Consider the following 14,811-nt stretch of genomic DNA (forward strand, 5'->3'; position numbering starts at 1 on the left):
TCATTCAGGGCGATATCCAAAAACGCCCCCGGCGCGTGTCACCACCACCAAAGTTTGATCCACCGCGACGGGGCGACCCACGATGGCACTGCCATCTGTCACCACCCGCAGCAGTGGCTTACCGTCTTGGCGCGACAGGAAATGCAACAAACCATTCTCATCGCCCAAAACCACTGAACGGCCCAGCACCAAAGGCGCCGTCAAGCCTCGGAAACGAAGCCCTTCCTGTGACCACGCAATTTGTCCGCCTTGACGCTGCCAAGCATGGACTTTGCTGTCCGACTCGGCACCAAAAATAAGATTTTCATCACCGGTCAGACCGGTATGGCCTTGCGCACTGCGCGACCAGAGGTTGCTGCCGCGGCTGGCATCCACACAAGCCACTGAAGACTGAAAGGCCCGTGCGCAAACTGTGTTGCCTTGTCGGTCTGCTCCAGCCACCAAATCCACGAGTCGCTCCACTTCGTTGGTGCCACGTGAAGTGGCCAACAAGGTTTCCCAACGCACGCTGCCATTGTTGGGGTTGAGCGACGCCAAACGCCCTCCCCAACCGACCAACAAGGAATCACCAAATGGGATCAAAAGGCCCGCTTGGTTGAGCACCAGAGGATCGCCAGCGCGCTGTTGTGTCCAGATTTTCTGACCAGAAGCGCCATCGAGTGCGGTGACCGTGCGGTCCGCGCCCAGAACAAAGACTCGTCCACCAGCCACCAGCGGTGGGGTCAATGACACCGCGGACAAAGCGTAGCGCCACAGGACTTTGCCTGCCTCCATGGTGACCACTTCGTTGCGTTGATTGACAACCGCGAATCGGCTCCCATCACCACCAACGCCGGCCACGATGCCCTCAGATAATTTGAGTCGCCAGATGTCTTTACCGGTCAAGCCATCCATGACTGCGACCCAGCCCTGGCTCGATGCCAGCGCCACAAGGCCGCCGTGGACCGATGGCAACAGCGGTGATGTGATCGGGCCCAAGTTGTTAGACCACACTTTTTTGACCGTGAGCTCGCCCGAGACCGATGGCAAAGGCGCCGGATCCGGTTTATTGGGGGCACTCGAGCAGGCGGACAGCAAGACCCAGAGGCCGCAGACGCAAGCCCAACGAAAGCCAGTCAGTTGCGTCATGCGTTTCACTTCTTGCGCTCCACCGAGGATTGAGGGTCTGCACCCAAAGCGTTGAGCTTGGCCTGGACCAGGCGACGGTAATCGGGGGTATCCGCCAATTGAGTCCAAGCTTGCTGGTAGGCAGAAACTGCCAGATCTGACTGGCCCTTGGCTTGCAAGACGTCACCGCGCAAATCCGCAGCCAGGCCTGCCATGGCAGGCGTGAACGATGAACTCAATTGCTTCAATGCTTCATCGTAGCCCTTGGCATCCAATTGCATGCCAGCAAGGCGCAAACGTGCCACATCGCGGTAGGCTTCGTCTGCGGCAGTTTCAGCAACCCAGAGCAAGGCTGCACGTGCAGCGTCTGGTTTGCCTTGCGACTGCAAAGTTTTTGCGGCCAACAAAGCCGCTTGTTGTGCGAACTGAGTTGAACCGAACTTGTCTTTCATGTCTGCCAAGCTGCGCTCAACGCGCGCCAAATCGCCTGAAGCCACCGCGCGATCGACCTCATCGTAAAGGGCAGAAGCTTTGACTGCCTGCGTCCGCTGCCAATACTGGTAACCATTCCAGGCGGCATAGCTGCCCAGGACCGCAATCAGCACCCAAGAAATCAGGTTGCCCCAGGTTTTCCAGAAGTGTTTGAGCTGGTCAAGTTGTTCTTGTTCTTCGAGATCGAGTGCGTTGGACATGGTGTAGAGCGTGAATGCGCAAATTAATGAGGGGATTGTAGGCTCTGGGCCCAATCGGCGACATGGGCCAGGGACTCCGTCCGTTGAGCGCCGAGGCCATCGCGCAAAGACTTGACCGTGACCTGTCCCTTGGCCAATTCATCACCACCGAAAATCAGGGCAAAACGGGCACCGCTGCCATCGGCTTTTTTGAATTGCGACTTCATGCTGCCCATGCCTTCGCCACTGCCTGCATGCATTTGGGCCGACACGCCATGCGTGCGCAAAGCCTGCAGCACTTGCATGGCCACGGGCAAAGTGGCGGTTTCGGGGACGATGGCGTACACATCGGGGGCCAGATCAGGCAATGCCTCGCCCTGCTCCTTGATGAGTTCGAGCACGCGCTCAACGCCCAGCGCCCAGCCCACGGCAGGCGACGGCTTGCCGCCCACTTGCTCAATCAGGTAGTCGTATCGGCCACCACCGCAGATGGTGCCTTGCGAGCCCAGACTGGTGGTGATGAACTCGAACACCGTGAGGTTGTAGTAATCCATGCCGCGCACCAGGCGCGGATTGATGCTGTAGGCCACACCGTTGGCATCCAGAATGGCTTTGACCGCGTTGAAGTGGGCCAAAGACGCTTCACCCAAAAAGTCGAGCAAGCGAGGGGCCGACTCCACCACGCTTTGCATGGCCGGATTTTTGGTGTCCAGAATGCGCAGCGGGTTGCTGTGCAGGCGGCGTTTGGCTTCTTCGTCCAGCACATCGCTGTGCTTTTCGAGGTGGGCGATCAGGGCGGCGCGGTGGGCTTGGCGCTCAGCGGGCTGGCCCAGGCTGTTGAGTTCCAGTCGCACGTCTTTCAGGCCCAACACCTTCCACAGATCATTGGCCAGCAAAATCAGCTCAGCGTCGACCTCGGCACCACCAAAGCCCAGCACCTCGGCACCGATCTGATGGAACTGGCGGTAGCGTCCGCGCTGCGGACGCTCGTGGCGAAACATGGGGCCCATGTAATACAGGCGCTTGCCGCCTTCGTACAGCAGGTTGTGCTCGACGACCGAGCGCACCAGGCCGGCCGTGCCTTCGGGGCGCAGGGTGAGTTGCTCACCATTCAAGCGGTCTTCAAAGGAGTACATCTCCTTTTCGACGATATCGGTCACTTCGCCCAAGCCGCGCACAAACAGTGCCGTCGGCTCGACGATGGGCAAGCGCACATTGCGGTAGGCGTAACGCGCCATCAAAGCGCGCACCTGACCTTCCAGCCATTCCCAGCGGGCCGAATCGGGCGGCAAGATGTCGTTCATGCCCTTGACGCCCACCAGCTTCTGGGCTTTGACGATCTTGGTGTTGTTTTCTTTCAGCGACTCGCTCATTTTTTCTCAGCAGATCCGGAACCAAAACGGTTCTCAATGTAGTTTTCAACCAGCCCCTGAAACTCTTGCGCAATGCCTTCACCGCGCAGCGTCAGGCGCTTTTCGCCGTCGATGAAGACTGGGGCAGCAGGCGCTTCGCCCGTGCCAGGCAGGCTGATGCCGATGTCGGCATGTTTGCTCTCGCCGGGGCCGTTCACGATACAGCCCATCACCGCCACCTTGAGGTTTTCCACCCCGGGGTAGCGCGCGCGCCAGACAGGCATTTGGGCGCGCAAAAAGTCGTCAATCTGTTTGGCCAGCTCTTGGAAGGTGCTGCTGGTCGTGCGGCCGCAGCCAGGGCAAGCGGTCACGCTGGGCACAAAAATGCGCAAACCCAGCGACTGCAAAATCTCGGACGCAATCACCACCTCTTGCGTGCGGGCTTCGCCTGGCTGTGGTGTGAGCGAGACACGGATGGTGTCGCCGATGCCCTCTTGCAGGAGCACCGACAAGGCTGCAGCCGAAGCCACCGTGCCCTTGGTGCCCATGCCCGCTTCGGTCAAGCCCAGGTGCAACGGATAATCGCAGCGGCGTCCCAATTCGCGGTAAACCGAAATCAAATCCTGCACACCCGAGACCTTGCACGACAGGGCGATCTGGGCACCGTTCATGCCCATGGCCTCGGCGCGCTGTGCGGATGTGATGGCCGAAGTGATCAAGGCCTCGTACATGACCTGCCGCGCTTCCCAAGGCTGGGCACGCTGGCTGTTGGTGTCCATCAATTCGGCCAGCAATTCCTGGTCAAGGCTGCCCCAGTTCACGCCGATGCGGATGGCTTTGTCAAAACGCATGGCCGCTTCGATCATCTGACCGAACTGCACATCACGCTTGTCGCCTTTGCCTACGTTGCCGGGGTTGATACGGTATTTGGACAAGGCCTCGGCACATGCCGGGTAGTCGGTCAGCAGGCGGTGGCCGTTGTAATGGAAGTCGCCAATCAAGGGCACGTCAATGCCCATTTTGTCGAGTTGGTCGCGGATGTGCGGCACAGCCTCGGCGGCTTCGGGCGTGTTCACAGTGATGCGCACCATCTCGGAACCTGCCAAAGCGAGTTCCTTGACCTGAATGGCTGTACCGATCACGTCGACCGTGTCGGTGTTGGTCATGGACTGCACGCGCACGGGGGCGCCGCCGCCCACAGTGACCACCCGCGAACCCCAGACCACGCGGGACTGGCGACTGGTGCGGCTGGCCGGCACCGCAATGGCAATGGCTGAGTTCATTCTTTCACCTCAAAACGGGCTACGGTCACCTTGGTGTGGGGTGACAGATCAAAGGGTTTGCCTTTGTAGGTCATGCGCACCACGCTGGCGCGACCGACCACCACACTCAAAGGCAGCGGGTATTGAACTTCAAAGCTCTCACCTGCATGAACCACACGACTCCACAACACTTGGTTCCTGCTGTTGCGTATTTCGATCCAGCTGTCGCTGGTCGCTGAAAAACCCAGCGAAGCGCCTGCTGAGGCCGTATTTGGAGGCACTGCTGAAGTCACAGAGACTGGTGCGACCTTCACCGTTTGAGGAACAGAAGCTGCTGGCGCGGCAGCAGCAGGCGGTTGAGCAGCGGGTGTGGGCTCGATTGCCTCGGCTGGAACAGCTGGCACGGGCTCGGACGTCACTGGTTCAGGTGCCGGCAAAAGCTGCACAGCTTGATCCGCCGATACGGCTTCTTTGGACGCTGACGGCCACCATGACCAGGTCGAAGGAGATGGCATCCACAACAAAGCGGCAATCAACGCCAACATCAAAACAGCGATACTCACCGTTTGGATGGGAATGCTGCGAAAAAAAGCCAAGCGACCTGCTCGCATCGATTTCTCGGATGTCAGGGGTTCCAGGCTGGGACGGTGCAAGGGCAAACGATCCGCAGATGGTGGCAACAAGGCCAACACCGGCGTTGGATCCATTTGCAAATGACGACAAACACTGGACGCCAATGCCCGAACGAAAACCGGCCCTATGAATGCATCGTATTGATCGGCTTCCAGAGCCTCAAGCTGCCGAACCGGAACTTTCAAAGTCACCGATAACAAAGCCGTGTGCATCCCCTTTGCCATGCGTGCGGCACGGATCAATTGACCCGCCGTCTGATTTGGTGTGACGGTTTGCGTTTGCGCCAACTCGGCCGATGGTGGGGAAAGGCTATCGGTCATCAGTCATCAAGCTTAGGAATTAAAAGAATTCACAGGCACCAAGGGGATGGTGCGCTGCTGTGCCATGCGGCTTTGCACTTGCGTGCGGTCTTTCACGTCACCGGCCAATTGACCGCAAGCAGCGTCAATGTCGTCACCACGGGTTTTGCGCACGGTTGTTATCAAGCCGGCGTCTTGCAGAGACTTGGCAAACGCCTGAACGCGGGCATGGGGTGAGCGAAGCAAACCCGAGGCCGGAAAAGGATTGAAAGGGATCAAATTGAATTTACAACGCAAACCCTGACGGGCATGTTTTTGCACCAAATCAATCAATTGCTCGGCATGCTCGGGCTGGTCATTGACGCCATCGAGCATGCAATATTCAAAGGTGATGAAGTCACGTGGTGCATGCGCCAAATAAGCGATGCAAGCTTGCATGAGTTCATCCAGTGGGTATTTGCGGTTGAGCGGCACCAGGTTGTCGCGCAGCGCATCGCCCGGCGCGTGCAAGGACACGGCCAACGCAACAGGACAATCGGCCGAGAGCCGCTCGATCATGGGCACAACGCCCGAGGTGGACACCGTCACGCGGCGGCGCGACAAACCATAACCGTGGTCGTCGAGCATGGTGCGCAATGCGGGCACCAGAGCAGAGTAGTTTTGCAGCGGCTCGCCCATGCCCATCATCACCACGTTGGAAATGACGCGGTCATCGGTGCCCAAATGCTTGCGCAGGAAATGTTCGGCAAACCACAACTGCGCCAGGATTTCACCAGTCGTCAAATTGCGACTGAAGCCTTGGTGCCCGGTGGAACAAAACCGGCAGCCCACAGCACAACCGGCCTGGGAAGAAACGCACAAAGTGCCCCGGTCGTCTTCTGGGATGAACACCGATTCAATGGCATTGCCATCGCCGACGTCGAACAGCCATTTGATGGTGCCGTCGGCAGAAATGTGTTGACTGATCACAGGCAGCGCCGAAACGTGCGCGTGAGATTTGAGCTTTTGGCGCAAAGATTTCGCCAAATCGCTCATCTGATCGAAATCAGAAGCGCCCCGCTGGTGAATCCAGCGGAACAGCTGGGTGGCTCGAAAGCGCTTTTCGCCCAATCCGTCACAAAAAACGGCCAGACCTTCCAGGTCAAATTCGAGAAGGTTGGCCGTCATACGGATAGGGTCGCGCTGGAGCCGCGACGCAATCAGCGTGCGTAAACGTTCATGCCGGGGAAGAAGAAAGCAACTTCCACAGCAGCAGTTTCAGGGGCGTCAGAGCCGTGCACAGCGTTGGCATCGATGCTGTCAGCGAAGTCAGCACGGATGGTGCCAGCGTCGGCCTTCTTGGGATCGGTTGCGCCCATCAGGTCACGGTTCTTGGCAATGGCGTTCTCGCCTTCCAAGGCCTGGATCATGACGGGGCCAGAGATCATGAAGTCCACCAGGTCCTTGAAGAAAGGACGTGCGCTGTGCACAGCGTAGAACTGCTCGGCTTCGCGTCGCGACAGATGAGCCATCTTGGCAGCGACCACTTTCAGGCCAGCAGCTTCAAAACGAGCGTAGATCTGGCCGATGACGTTCTTGGCGACTGCGTCGGGCTTGATGATGGAGAGAGTGCGTTCGATAGCCATGGTAATTTCCTCTAACAGAGTGTTTTTAAAGCATTTTTGCCATTCAGCAAAGCCCACTATTCTAACCTGTGCAGCCCCTGGATCCCCCTCATTTTGGGACAAGGGCACACAGGAAATCCGGTTTTCAGCGGCTTCGACCGCTACCGCCGCGACCTCCACGGCCAGGGGCGACCGGATTGCGCTTGAGCCGATTGAAACTTTCTGCACCAATGAAACCTTGCGATGACTTCACCGCTTCAGGCTGGGCGGCTCCCCCACCCATGCCCGATTGGGCTGCAGGTTTGGCCCGAGGCACGGCCGTGCCCGCTTTGCCACCGCCGCCCGTGCGAGGGCGTCGGTCATTTCGATTGGTACGGGAGACTGGCCGCTCGGTGACGGGGCGAGGACGCTCGGCGCTACCCGCCGCACGCATCAAGGAACGGATGTCGGCCTCGTCCAGTTCCAGCCAGGCCCCGCGGCGCAAACCATGCGGCAAAACCATCGCGCCATAACGGATACGGATCAACCGACTGACAGCGTGGCCCACCGACTCCATCATGCGGCGGACTTCGCGGTTGCGGCCTTCGGAAATCGTGACGCGGTACCAGCAGTTGGAGCCTTCCCCACCACCGTCTTCGATCGAGCCAAACTGGGCCGGGCCGTCGTCCAGCATCACGCCGTCGAGCAGTTTTTGTTTTTCGTCTTTGCTCAAAGCGCCCAGCACCCGGACTGCGTACTCACGCTCCAGACCAAAGCGGGGGTGCATCAACTGGTTGGCCAACTCACCGGAGCTGGTGAACAGCAACAGACCTTCGGTGTTCAAGTCCAGACGGCCTACCGACTGCCATTTGCCGTTCATCAGGCGTGGCAGTTTGCGGAACACCGAAGGACGGTTTTGCGGGTCGTCATGGCTGACGATCTCGCCAGCCGGCTTGTGATAAGCGATCACACGGGCTGGCGGCGGATCGATCCGGATGCGCAGCGGCTTGCCGTTGACCTTGATCTGGTCACCGTACTGAACGCGCTGGCCCACGTGGGCAGGTTCGTTGTTGACCGCGACGCGGCCTTCGGCAATCAGCTTTTCCATTTCCAGGCGCGAACCCAGGCCGGCTTGCGCCAGCACTTTGTGCAGCTTGGGCGAGTCCGCTTCAGGGGCCAGCACACGTTTGCCCAGATCCACCGCCTCTTCTGGTGCCGTCTCTTCTTCGTCGAATTGACCGGACACCACGTCCGACAGCTCGATCGGCTTGTAAGCCCTTTCGGGGTCAAACATGGAGCGCGGCTTGCGGGACTGCGCGCGCTGGCCAGCTGGTTTGGAAGGACGAGCGTCGTCTTGGGTGTGATCTGTCATGAATTAGGGGATTCTTCGCCGTGCGAAATAGGTGAAATTAACGTGTCAGGCACGGCGAAGGAGGCCTCTGCTTGATCAGCAGAAGCATTAGAAATAGCGTCAAAAGCCAAGCTCTCTTGAGACTCGGAAGACGGGGCGACAAACGCAGAAGGCAAGGCCTCGATGGCATCTTCAAGCGACAAGGTCGGTTGCATCGGCAACTCATCAACCAGCCCCGTCAAGGCAGATGCCGGGGAATCTGTTTGTGCCAACAAGGGCAACTGATCGAGCGATGCCAGTCCCAGATCGTCCAGAAACTGGCGTGTGGTGGCATACAAACCGGGACGGCCCACGGTTTCACGGTGACCAATGACCTCCACCCAGCCACGGTCTTCGAGCTGCTTGAGGATCTGCGAGTTAATCGTCACACCGCGGATGTCTTCCATGTCGCCACGCGTGACCGGTTGACGGTAGGCAATGATCGCCAAGGTTTCCAGCGCCGCACGTGTGTACTTGGGTGGCTTTTCGGGATGCAAACGGTCCAGGTATTCGCGCATTTCCGGGCGGCTTTGAAAACGCCAGCCACTGGCCACGGCCACCAGATCCAGGCCTCGTTGAGCCCAGTCGAGTTGAAGGTCTTGCAGCAATTGCCGCAGGGTATCGGCCCCGAGTGCATCGTCAAATAAAACGCGCATGTCGCGCAATGACAAAGGCTGGCCTGCCGTGAGCAGGGCCGTTTCCAGGACACGCTTGGCTTGCGCCATATTCATGGTGTCAATCTTTCGGGAAAAAGACGCCTCACGGCGTCGAAAGTGCAGAGATGGTGGTCGTCTTGACCACCCCGTTCTGAGAGCCTTGGCAAACATGCCTGGCTCTGGATTCGCTCAAACCGGCGCTGCCAGCTCATGCTCCCTGTGAAATCGCATTGTAACTGAGGCCCAAATCGGCCAAAGCGCGGGCCATGTCATCGGGCAATGCGATCCGCAGGTCAATGGCTTGGCCCGTGATTGGATGCTCGAATGCCAGATGCCAGGCATGCAGGGCCTGCCGGGTCATGCCGGCCAAAGCGGCGCCGCCGTACATGGCATCCGCCAACAAGGGATGCCCCAGATGGGCCATGTGCACCCGTATCTGGTGCGTGCGCCCCGTGTGCAAGGTGCACTGGACCAGACAGACGCGCTCATTTTGGTCCAACAAATTGATGGTGGTCGCTGCTGTTTTCCCGGACTGGTAAGTCAAGTCGACCACCGCCATGCGCAAGCGGTTGGCCGGATCGCGCCCGATGGGCGCTTCAATGGTGCGTGGTGAAGGTCCCGTCCATGGCTTGTGGGCCAAAGCGAGGTATTGGCGATGCACCTCACGGGCCGCAATTTGCTGCACCAAAGCATCCATGGCTTGGCGGGTGCGGGCCACCACCATCAGGCCACTGGTGTCCTTGTCCAGACGGTGAACGATGCCGGCGCGCGGCACATCTGCGGCCATGGGGTCCAGGGCCAGCAAGCCGTTGAGCAGCGTTCCCTGCCAATTGCCCGGTGCAGGATGCACCACCAAACCCGCAGGCTTGTGGATCACACGCAAATGGGCATCTTCGTACACCACGTCAATGGGCATGGCCTCCGGTACAAAGGCCTTCGACTGGGGTGTGGCGCGCAAGGTGACTTGAACCGCATGGCCCAGCCGCACCTTTGTCGACGGCTTGGTGGTGACGCGACCGTCCACCAAGACATCGCCCTGCTCGATCAGTTGCTGCAGGTAATTGCGGGAAAACTCGGGCACCAATTGGGCCAGCGCGCGGTCCAGGCGTTGCCCATGCAAAGCCACTGGAACCTGGCTTTGGCGAATCTCTTCCTCAGCTGCCTCACTGACTTGTAAAACATCATCTTGCGCCAGGGCGAGAGACGCGTCGATTTCGGGGGGGGTCGATATAATCAATTCGATTGAACAGTTCAAGGACGTCAGAGATGCAAAGCAACAGATTATCGATGGTTCCAGCCAGCTTGGTGTTGGCAATGGGCCTGATGCTGGCAGGCTGCTCGAACACGCCCAAAGATGTGACTGTGGGCTGGTCCCCAGAGAAGATTTACAGCCAGGCCAAGGAAGACGCTGATTCGGGTGCATGGGACAAGGCCATCGGCATGTTCGAAAAACTCGAAGGCCGCGCTGCAGGAACCGTGTTGGCTCAGCAGGCACAAATCGACAAAGCTTTCGCACAGTACAAAACGGGCGACAAAGTCCAAGCGGTGGCCACCTTGGACCGCTTCATCCGCTTGCACCCGTCCAGCCCGGCCGTCGATTACGCCCTCTACCTGAAGGGCTTGGTCAATTTCAATGACAACCTGGGCTTGTTCTCCTCCATCGTTGACCAGGATCTGTCCGAGCGCGATCAAAAAGCGGCCAAAGACGCGTATGAATCCTTCCGGGAGTTGAGCGCACGCTTTCCGGAATCGAAATACACGCCCGAAGCACGCCAGCGCATGACCTACATCGTCAACTCATTGGCGGCTTATGAAGTGCACGTGGCGCGTTACTACGCCAGCCGTGGCGCCCATGTGGCCGCCATCAACCGCGCACAGCAAGCGATTTCAGACTTTCCCGGCGTGCCCGCCAACGAAGAAGCCTTGTCGATCCTGATCAGCTCCTACGAAGCCATGGGCATGACAGATTTACGCAACGATGCGCAACGCGTGTTAGAAAAGAACTTCCCCGCCTCACCCTATCTCAAGGGACAAGCGTTCAAAAAATCGAAGAGCTGGTGGCGTTTTTGGTGAGCTGCGCCACGGCGTCCAAAAACGCCTTGTGATCGCTCAAGCGGCGCATGGGAGGCAAACCCCTGACCAGTCTGCGTCCATAAGACATGCTGCTCAGTCGGCTGTCGCACACCACCAAAATGCCCTGATCGCTCTCACTGCGAATCAAACGCCCAGCCCCTTGCTTGAGGGTCACGGCAGCTTCGGGTAAAGCATGGTCGGCGAATGCACTGCCGCCTTCTCGCGTGATGCGTTGGCTGCGCGCCTCAAACAGCGGATCGCCCGGTGGAGGGAAAGGCAATTTGTCGATCACCACCAATTGCAAGGCCTCGCCGGGCACATCAAAGCCCTCCCAAAACGAAGCCGAAGCCACGAGAATGCAGCCGGCACGCCCTTCACTGGCGCCTTCGCGGAAACGCTCCATCAAGCGCCGCTTCGGGCTCTGGCCCTGAACCAGCACTTCAATGTGGCTGCTGGCATCCAGACGCGACTGCAAATGCTCGCCAATGCTGCGCATAGCGTTCAAGGTGGTGGTCAACACCAAGGTGCGGCCGCCCAAGGCGGTCACGGCCTCGGTGACCAGCTGGGCCACATGTTGCACATGGGAAGGATCGCCTGGCTTGGGGAAATGCTCAGGCACATACAGGCAAGCTTGCGATGCATAGTCAAAGGGGCTGCCGACCTGCATCACGCGAGCAGAAGTCAAGCCGCAGGGCTGCGTGAACCAGCGCAAACTGGGCTCATCACCCAAAGTGGCCGAGGTGAAGATCCAGGCTTTCTGACCGACACCACCGCCCTCGCCTGTCGCCTGCCCCGCTGAAGCAGCGCTGTCCATGCTGGTGGTGAACGGCAGATCATTGGCCTGCTCGTCTTGTCCAGAGGTGGCCGCCACAGGCGATTGGGTCAACTTGATGAAGGCATTGGCAATGTCCAAGGGTGATTCGACCATGCGCAGCTGCGCGCTGACTTCCAGCCAACGCACCCCTTCGGGATTGGGGACGTCGGAGAAGATCGCCACACGCTGCACCAATTCACGGGTCCGGTCGCCCAGGCGTTGAAAGTCAGGCGCCAACTCACTCACCATGTCCAGGCCGTCGCGCAAAGACTCCAGGGCATGCGTCAGCACCCGCATGGCGTGCTGCCATTCGGCGGGTTCTACGCCCTCGGGCAAGCTGTCTGTCCAGCGCAGGCGAACAGCGCCACGGTGCATGCCTGCCGCCAAACGCAAGTCGCGCGACGCTTTTTCCAACTGTGAGCTCAAAACCTGCCAATCCACCAGACCTCGGGCCAGTTGCAAGCCTGTGGCCAACACATCCCGGGACAATTCGAGCAGCTGCACGGTCGACAGCTGCTGCCCCAGAAAATTGACGCCAATTTCGTTGAGCTGGTGCGCCTCGTCAAAGACCGTCACGCGCACGGTGGGCAACAACTCGGCCACCCCGGATTCGCGCACCGCCACATCGGCAAAAAACAAATGGTGGTTGATCACCACCACATCCGACGCCATGGCCTCTTTGCGCGCCAAATTCACGTGACAGGCCTTGTAACGCGGGCAAGACGATCCCAAGCAGTTGTCGCGCGTAGAGGTCACCAAAGGCCACAAGGAAGAGCGCTCATCCAAGCCCGGCAGCTCCGCCATGTCGCCCGTGCGCGTGCTCTGCGCCCAAACTTCGATCTTGGCCAACGCGCGCTGTGCACCAGGTTGCGCCGACTCGGGGTTGTGACGGGCCTGCTCCATGCGGTGCAGACACAAATAATTGGAGCGCCCCTTGAGCAAAGCCACGCGGATGGGCAAACCCAGCACATCCACCAGGCGCGGTATGTCGCGCGAGAACAACTGGTCCTGCAAGGCCTTGGTGGCCGTGGAAATCAAGGCGCGTTGCCCACTGAGGAGCACAGGCACCAGGTAAGCGTAGGTCTTGCCCACACCTGTTCCGGCCTCCACCACCAACTGCCCCCCGTCTTCGACGGTCTGGCTGACGGCCAAGGCCATGTCGGTCTGCCCTTCACGCGCATGGTAGCCAGGAATGGCTTGCGCCAACGTGCCCTGCCCTGACAAGGTCTGCAGCACCCTTTGCGTGAGCAGACTCAAGCGGGCTCCTTGGGGTCCAGCATGGCTTGCAGGTGGGCCATTTGATCGCGCAAAGCCAAGCGGCGCTTTTTCAGGCGACGCATGCGCAGCTCATCGAGCGGCTGGGGATGCAAACTGGCCTGATCAATCAGCGCATCCAGATCGGCATGCGCCATTTGAAGCTCAATCAACTGACGATGTGGCGAGTGCAAATCCTCGGACAAAGAATCCATCATGGCTTGGCGGCGCTTTCCGCCTGTTTGTTTTCCAAGCGCTCGTTGCGTTGCTGCGTGCGCCATTGACGCTCTCGCTCATTGACGGCCAATTCAGCCTGGCGGATGGGCTCCAAATCTGCGCGGCGTGTGCGACGGGCCTGGATGATGCAATTGTTGACGGCAAATTTTTGCCAGCAAGCTTGAGATCGCTCTTCAAAAGCATCTAGCACCAACTGGCGTTGCGCCCCCAGGACTTCGCGCTCTTTGGCAAAAGCAGCCGCCGTGTCATCGGCGGTTTGCGCGAACGCACAAGCGCTTGAACACAACAAAAGAAGAAAGCGCTTCTTCATGTCAGGTGCGTGTCCACAGTGCGGTGCTCCAGCGCCAAGAATTCGCTGGACTGCATCTCATGCAGACGCGAAATCGTGCGCGGAAACTCGTGCGACATCGGCCCTTGCAAGTAAAGCGCTTCAGGCTCAACGGCCGCAGACAAAATCAACTTGACCCGGCGGTCGTACAGCACGTCGATCAGCCAGGTGAAGCGCCTGGCTTCGGAGGCCATGCTCACTGGCAGTTGCGGCACATTGCTCAGCAGCACCGTGTGGAACTGGGTAGCGATTTCCAGGTAATCGTTTTGTGAACGGGGCCCGCCGCAAATGGCCATGAAATCGAACCAAACCACATCGCCCGATCGGCGGCGCGATTGGATCTTGCGCGCCTCGATGTGCAGCACGGGGTCTTCGTCCGGTCCTGTGGCCAGGCGGTTGAAGGCGTCTTGCATTTCGGCATCGGCTTGTTCACCCAGCGGTGAGTGGTACAGCTTGACCATCTCCAGTGTGCGGCGGCGGTAATCGGTGCCGTTGTCAACGTTCAGCACATTCATGCGCTGATTCAACAAAGCAATGGCCGGCAAGATGCGGTCGCGGTGCAAGCCGTTGGGGTACAGGCCATCGGGCATGAAGTTGGACGTGGTCACAAAACCCACGCCGTTGTCGAACAGGGCCACCAACAAGCGGTGCAAGATCATGGCATCGGTGATGTCGGCCACATGGAATTCGTCAAAGCAAATCAAGCGGTAGCGCTTGGCCATTTTCTTGCCCAGCACATCCAAGGGGTTGACCGTGCCTTGGATGGCCGTCAGTTCGCGGTGGACCTCGCGCATGAATTCGTGAAAATGCAAGCGGGTTTTGCGTTTGATCGGGACGGCTTCGTAAAAGCAGTCCATCAGGAAACTCTTGCCGCGCCCTACCCCGCCAAACATGTAAACCCCTTTCGGAATTTCAGGGCGGTTGATCAGCTTTTTCAGCGCATTGGAGCGCTTGGCCCGGTAGGCCGCCCAGTCGTTGGCGCACTGCTCCAGCGCCTCGATGGCGCGCAACTGGGCAGGATCACTTTGGAACCCACGTTTGCGGAGTTCTTCTTCGTAAACAGCACGAACAGACATGGGTGAATCGATCTTCGACGTCAAAAACGAAACCCGGGGCCAGCCCGGGTTTTGGGGATGCAAGAACTTTAACCCA

At 59.2% G+C, this 14,811-nt stretch carries 16 protein-coding genes and 1 pseudogene; 1 reads left to right on the forward strand and 16 read right to left on the reverse strand.

Annotated elements, in window-relative coordinates; genetic code table 11:
• From bamB to B9Z43_RS03425, 12 genes and pseudogenes are all read right to left on the reverse strand, one after another.
• Entirely contained in the window at nucleotides 1-1,128 is a 1,128-nt protein-coding gene (bamB, locus tag B9Z43_RS03380) for an outer membrane protein assembly factor BamB (RefSeq protein ID WP_108323231.1), read from the reverse strand.
• A gap of 5 nt (nucleotides 1,129-1,133) precedes the next feature.
• Nucleotides 1,134-1,799, reverse strand: a complete 666-nt coding sequence (locus B9Z43_RS03385; protein ID WP_108322710.1) for a tetratricopeptide repeat protein — start codon at nucleotides 1,797-1,799, stop codon at nucleotides 1,134-1,136.
• Between the two features lie 23 nt (nucleotides 1,800-1,822).
• Nucleotides 1,823-3,151 (reverse strand): histidine--tRNA ligase, encoded by a 1,329-nt coding sequence (gene hisS / locus B9Z43_RS03390; protein WP_108322711.1) that lies wholly within the window; start codon nucleotides 3,149-3,151, stop codon nucleotides 1,823-1,825.
• A complete protein-coding gene (ispG, locus tag B9Z43_RS03395) occupies nucleotides 3,148-4,413 on the reverse strand; it encodes a flavodoxin-dependent (E)-4-hydroxy-3-methylbut-2-enyl-diphosphate synthase (protein WP_108322712.1) in 1,266 nt (421 codons plus the stop codon). Before ispG ends, hisS begins: the two co-directional genes overlap by 4 nt.
• Entirely contained in the window at nucleotides 4,410-4,907 is a 498-nt protein-coding gene (locus B9Z43_RS17475) for a RodZ domain-containing protein (protein ID WP_255417083.1), read from the reverse strand. Before B9Z43_RS17475 ends, ispG begins: the two co-directional genes overlap by 4 nt.
• On the reverse strand, nucleotides 4,816-5,115 hold the full coding sequence (locus B9Z43_RS17335; protein ID WP_233250000.1) for a hypothetical protein: 300 nt from the start codon (nucleotides 5,113-5,115) through the stop codon (nucleotides 4,816-4,818). The genes B9Z43_RS17475 and B9Z43_RS17335 overlap by 92 nt, the downstream gene beginning before the upstream one ends.
• A gap of 26 nt (nucleotides 5,116-5,141) precedes the next feature.
• Nucleotides 5,142-5,345: pseudogene (locus tag B9Z43_RS17535) on the reverse strand (helix-turn-helix domain-containing protein); the annotation flags it as partial.
• Nucleotides 5,346-5,357: 12 nt separating this feature from the next.
• On the reverse strand, nucleotides 5,358-6,491 hold the full coding sequence (rlmN, locus tag B9Z43_RS03405; protein ID WP_108322714.1) for a 23S rRNA (adenine(2503)-C(2))-methyltransferase RlmN: 1,134 nt from the start codon (nucleotides 6,489-6,491) through the stop codon (nucleotides 5,358-5,360).
• A gap of 32 nt (nucleotides 6,492-6,523) precedes the next feature.
• The gene (ndk, locus tag B9Z43_RS03410) at nucleotides 6,524-6,949 is read right to left on the reverse strand and encodes a nucleoside-diphosphate kinase (protein ID WP_108322715.1); all 426 of its coding nucleotides are present in this window, start codon (nucleotides 6,947-6,949) and stop codon (nucleotides 6,524-6,526) included.
• Nucleotides 6,950-7,073: 124 nt separating this feature from the next.
• Nucleotides 7,074-8,279, reverse strand: a complete 1,206-nt coding sequence (locus B9Z43_RS03415; RefSeq protein WP_108322716.1) for a pseudouridine synthase — start codon at nucleotides 8,277-8,279, stop codon at nucleotides 7,074-7,076.
• On the reverse strand, nucleotides 8,276-9,028 hold the full coding sequence (gene scpB, locus B9Z43_RS03420; RefSeq protein ID WP_108322717.1) for an SMC-Scp complex subunit ScpB: 753 nt from the start codon (nucleotides 9,026-9,028) through the stop codon (nucleotides 8,276-8,278). Before scpB ends, B9Z43_RS03415 begins: the two co-directional genes overlap by 4 nt.
• A gap of 133 nt (nucleotides 9,029-9,161) precedes the next feature.
• The gene (locus tag B9Z43_RS03425; RefSeq protein WP_369910058.1) at nucleotides 9,162-10,148 is read right to left on the reverse strand and encodes an RluA family pseudouridine synthase; all 987 of its coding nucleotides are present in this window, start codon (nucleotides 10,146-10,148) and stop codon (nucleotides 9,162-9,164) included.
• Between the two features lie 71 nt (nucleotides 10,149-10,219).
• On the opposite strand from B9Z43_RS03425, the gene B9Z43_RS03430 reads away from it, so the two are divergent.
• A complete protein-coding gene (locus B9Z43_RS03430; protein WP_108322718.1) occupies nucleotides 10,220-11,026 on the forward strand; it encodes an outer membrane protein assembly factor BamD in 807 nt (268 codons plus the stop codon).
• Here the strand turns inward: B9Z43_RS03430 and B9Z43_RS03435 are convergent.
• Genes B9Z43_RS03435 through zapE form a run of 4 tightly spaced genes read right to left on the reverse strand, consistent with a single transcriptional unit; the run spans nucleotide 10,992 to nucleotide 14,735 of the window.
• Entirely contained in the window at nucleotides 10,992-13,097 is a 2,106-nt protein-coding gene (locus tag B9Z43_RS03435) for an ATP-dependent DNA helicase (protein ID WP_369910048.1), read from the reverse strand. The genes B9Z43_RS03430 and B9Z43_RS03435 overlap by 35 nt on opposite strands.
• Nucleotides 13,094-13,300, reverse strand: coding sequence for a DUF465 domain-containing protein (locus B9Z43_RS03440; RefSeq protein WP_108323237.1), 207 nt, complete (start codon nucleotides 13,298-13,300; stop codon nucleotides 13,094-13,096). The genes B9Z43_RS03435 and B9Z43_RS03440 overlap by 4 nt, the downstream gene beginning before the upstream one ends.
• 8 nt (nucleotides 13,301-13,308) lie before the next feature.
• Entirely contained in the window at nucleotides 13,309-13,641 is a 333-nt protein-coding gene (locus B9Z43_RS03445; protein ID WP_108322719.1) for a hypothetical protein, read from the reverse strand.
• Complete coding sequence (gene zapE, locus B9Z43_RS03450) at nucleotides 13,638-14,735, reverse strand: cell division protein ZapE (protein WP_108322720.1); 1,098 nt, start codon at nucleotides 14,733-14,735, stop codon at nucleotides 13,638-13,640. Before zapE ends, B9Z43_RS03445 begins: the two co-directional genes overlap by 4 nt.
• Between the last annotated feature and the right edge of the window lie 76 nt (nucleotides 14,736-14,811).

Source organism: Limnohabitans sp. MMS-10A-192, assembly GCF_003063335.1.
GTDB lineage: Bacteria > Pseudomonadota > Gammaproteobacteria > Burkholderiales > Burkholderiaceae_C > Limnohabitans_A.

Coding starts and splice junctions, on each gene's coding strand:
- bamB (WP_108323231.1), bottom strand. CDS start 1,128: ATGACGCAACTGACTGGCTTTCGTTGGGCTTGCGTCTGCGGCCTCTGG.
- B9Z43_RS03385 (WP_108322710.1), bottom strand. CDS start 1,799: ATGTCCAACGCACTCGATCTCGAAGAACAAGAACAACTTGACCAGCTC.
- hisS (WP_108322711.1), bottom strand. CDS start 3,151: ATGAGCGAGTCGCTGAAAGAAAACAACACCAAGATCGTCAAAGCCCAG.
- ispG (WP_108322712.1), bottom strand. CDS start 4,413: ATGAACTCAGCCATTGCCATTGCGGTGCCGGCCAGCCGCACCAGTCGC.
- B9Z43_RS17475 (WP_255417083.1), bottom strand. CDS start 4,907: ATGCCATCTCCTTCGACCTGGTCATGGTGGCCGTCAGCGTCCAAAGAA.
- rlmN (WP_108322714.1), bottom strand. CDS start 6,491: ATGACGGCCAACCTTCTCGAATTTGACCTGGAAGGTCTGGCCGTTTTT.
- ndk (WP_108322715.1), bottom strand. CDS start 6,949: ATGGCTATCGAACGCACTCTCTCCATCATCAAGCCCGACGCAGTCGCC.
- B9Z43_RS03415 (WP_108322716.1), bottom strand. CDS start 8,279: ATGACAGATCACACCCAAGACGACGCTCGTCCTTCCAAACCAGCTGGC.
- scpB (WP_108322717.1), bottom strand. CDS start 9,028: ATGAATATGGCGCAAGCCAAGCGTGTCCTGGAAACGGCCCTGCTCACG.
- B9Z43_RS03430 (WP_108322718.1), top strand. CDS start 10,220: ATGCAAAGCAACAGATTATCGATGGTTCCAGCCAGCTTGGTGTTGGCA.
- B9Z43_RS03445 (WP_108322719.1), bottom strand. CDS start 13,641: ATGAAGAAGCGCTTTCTTCTTTTGTTGTGTTCAAGCGCTTGTGCGTTC.
- zapE (WP_108322720.1), bottom strand. CDS start 14,735: ATGTCTGTTCGTGCTGTTTACGAAGAAGAACTCCGCAAACGTGGGTTC.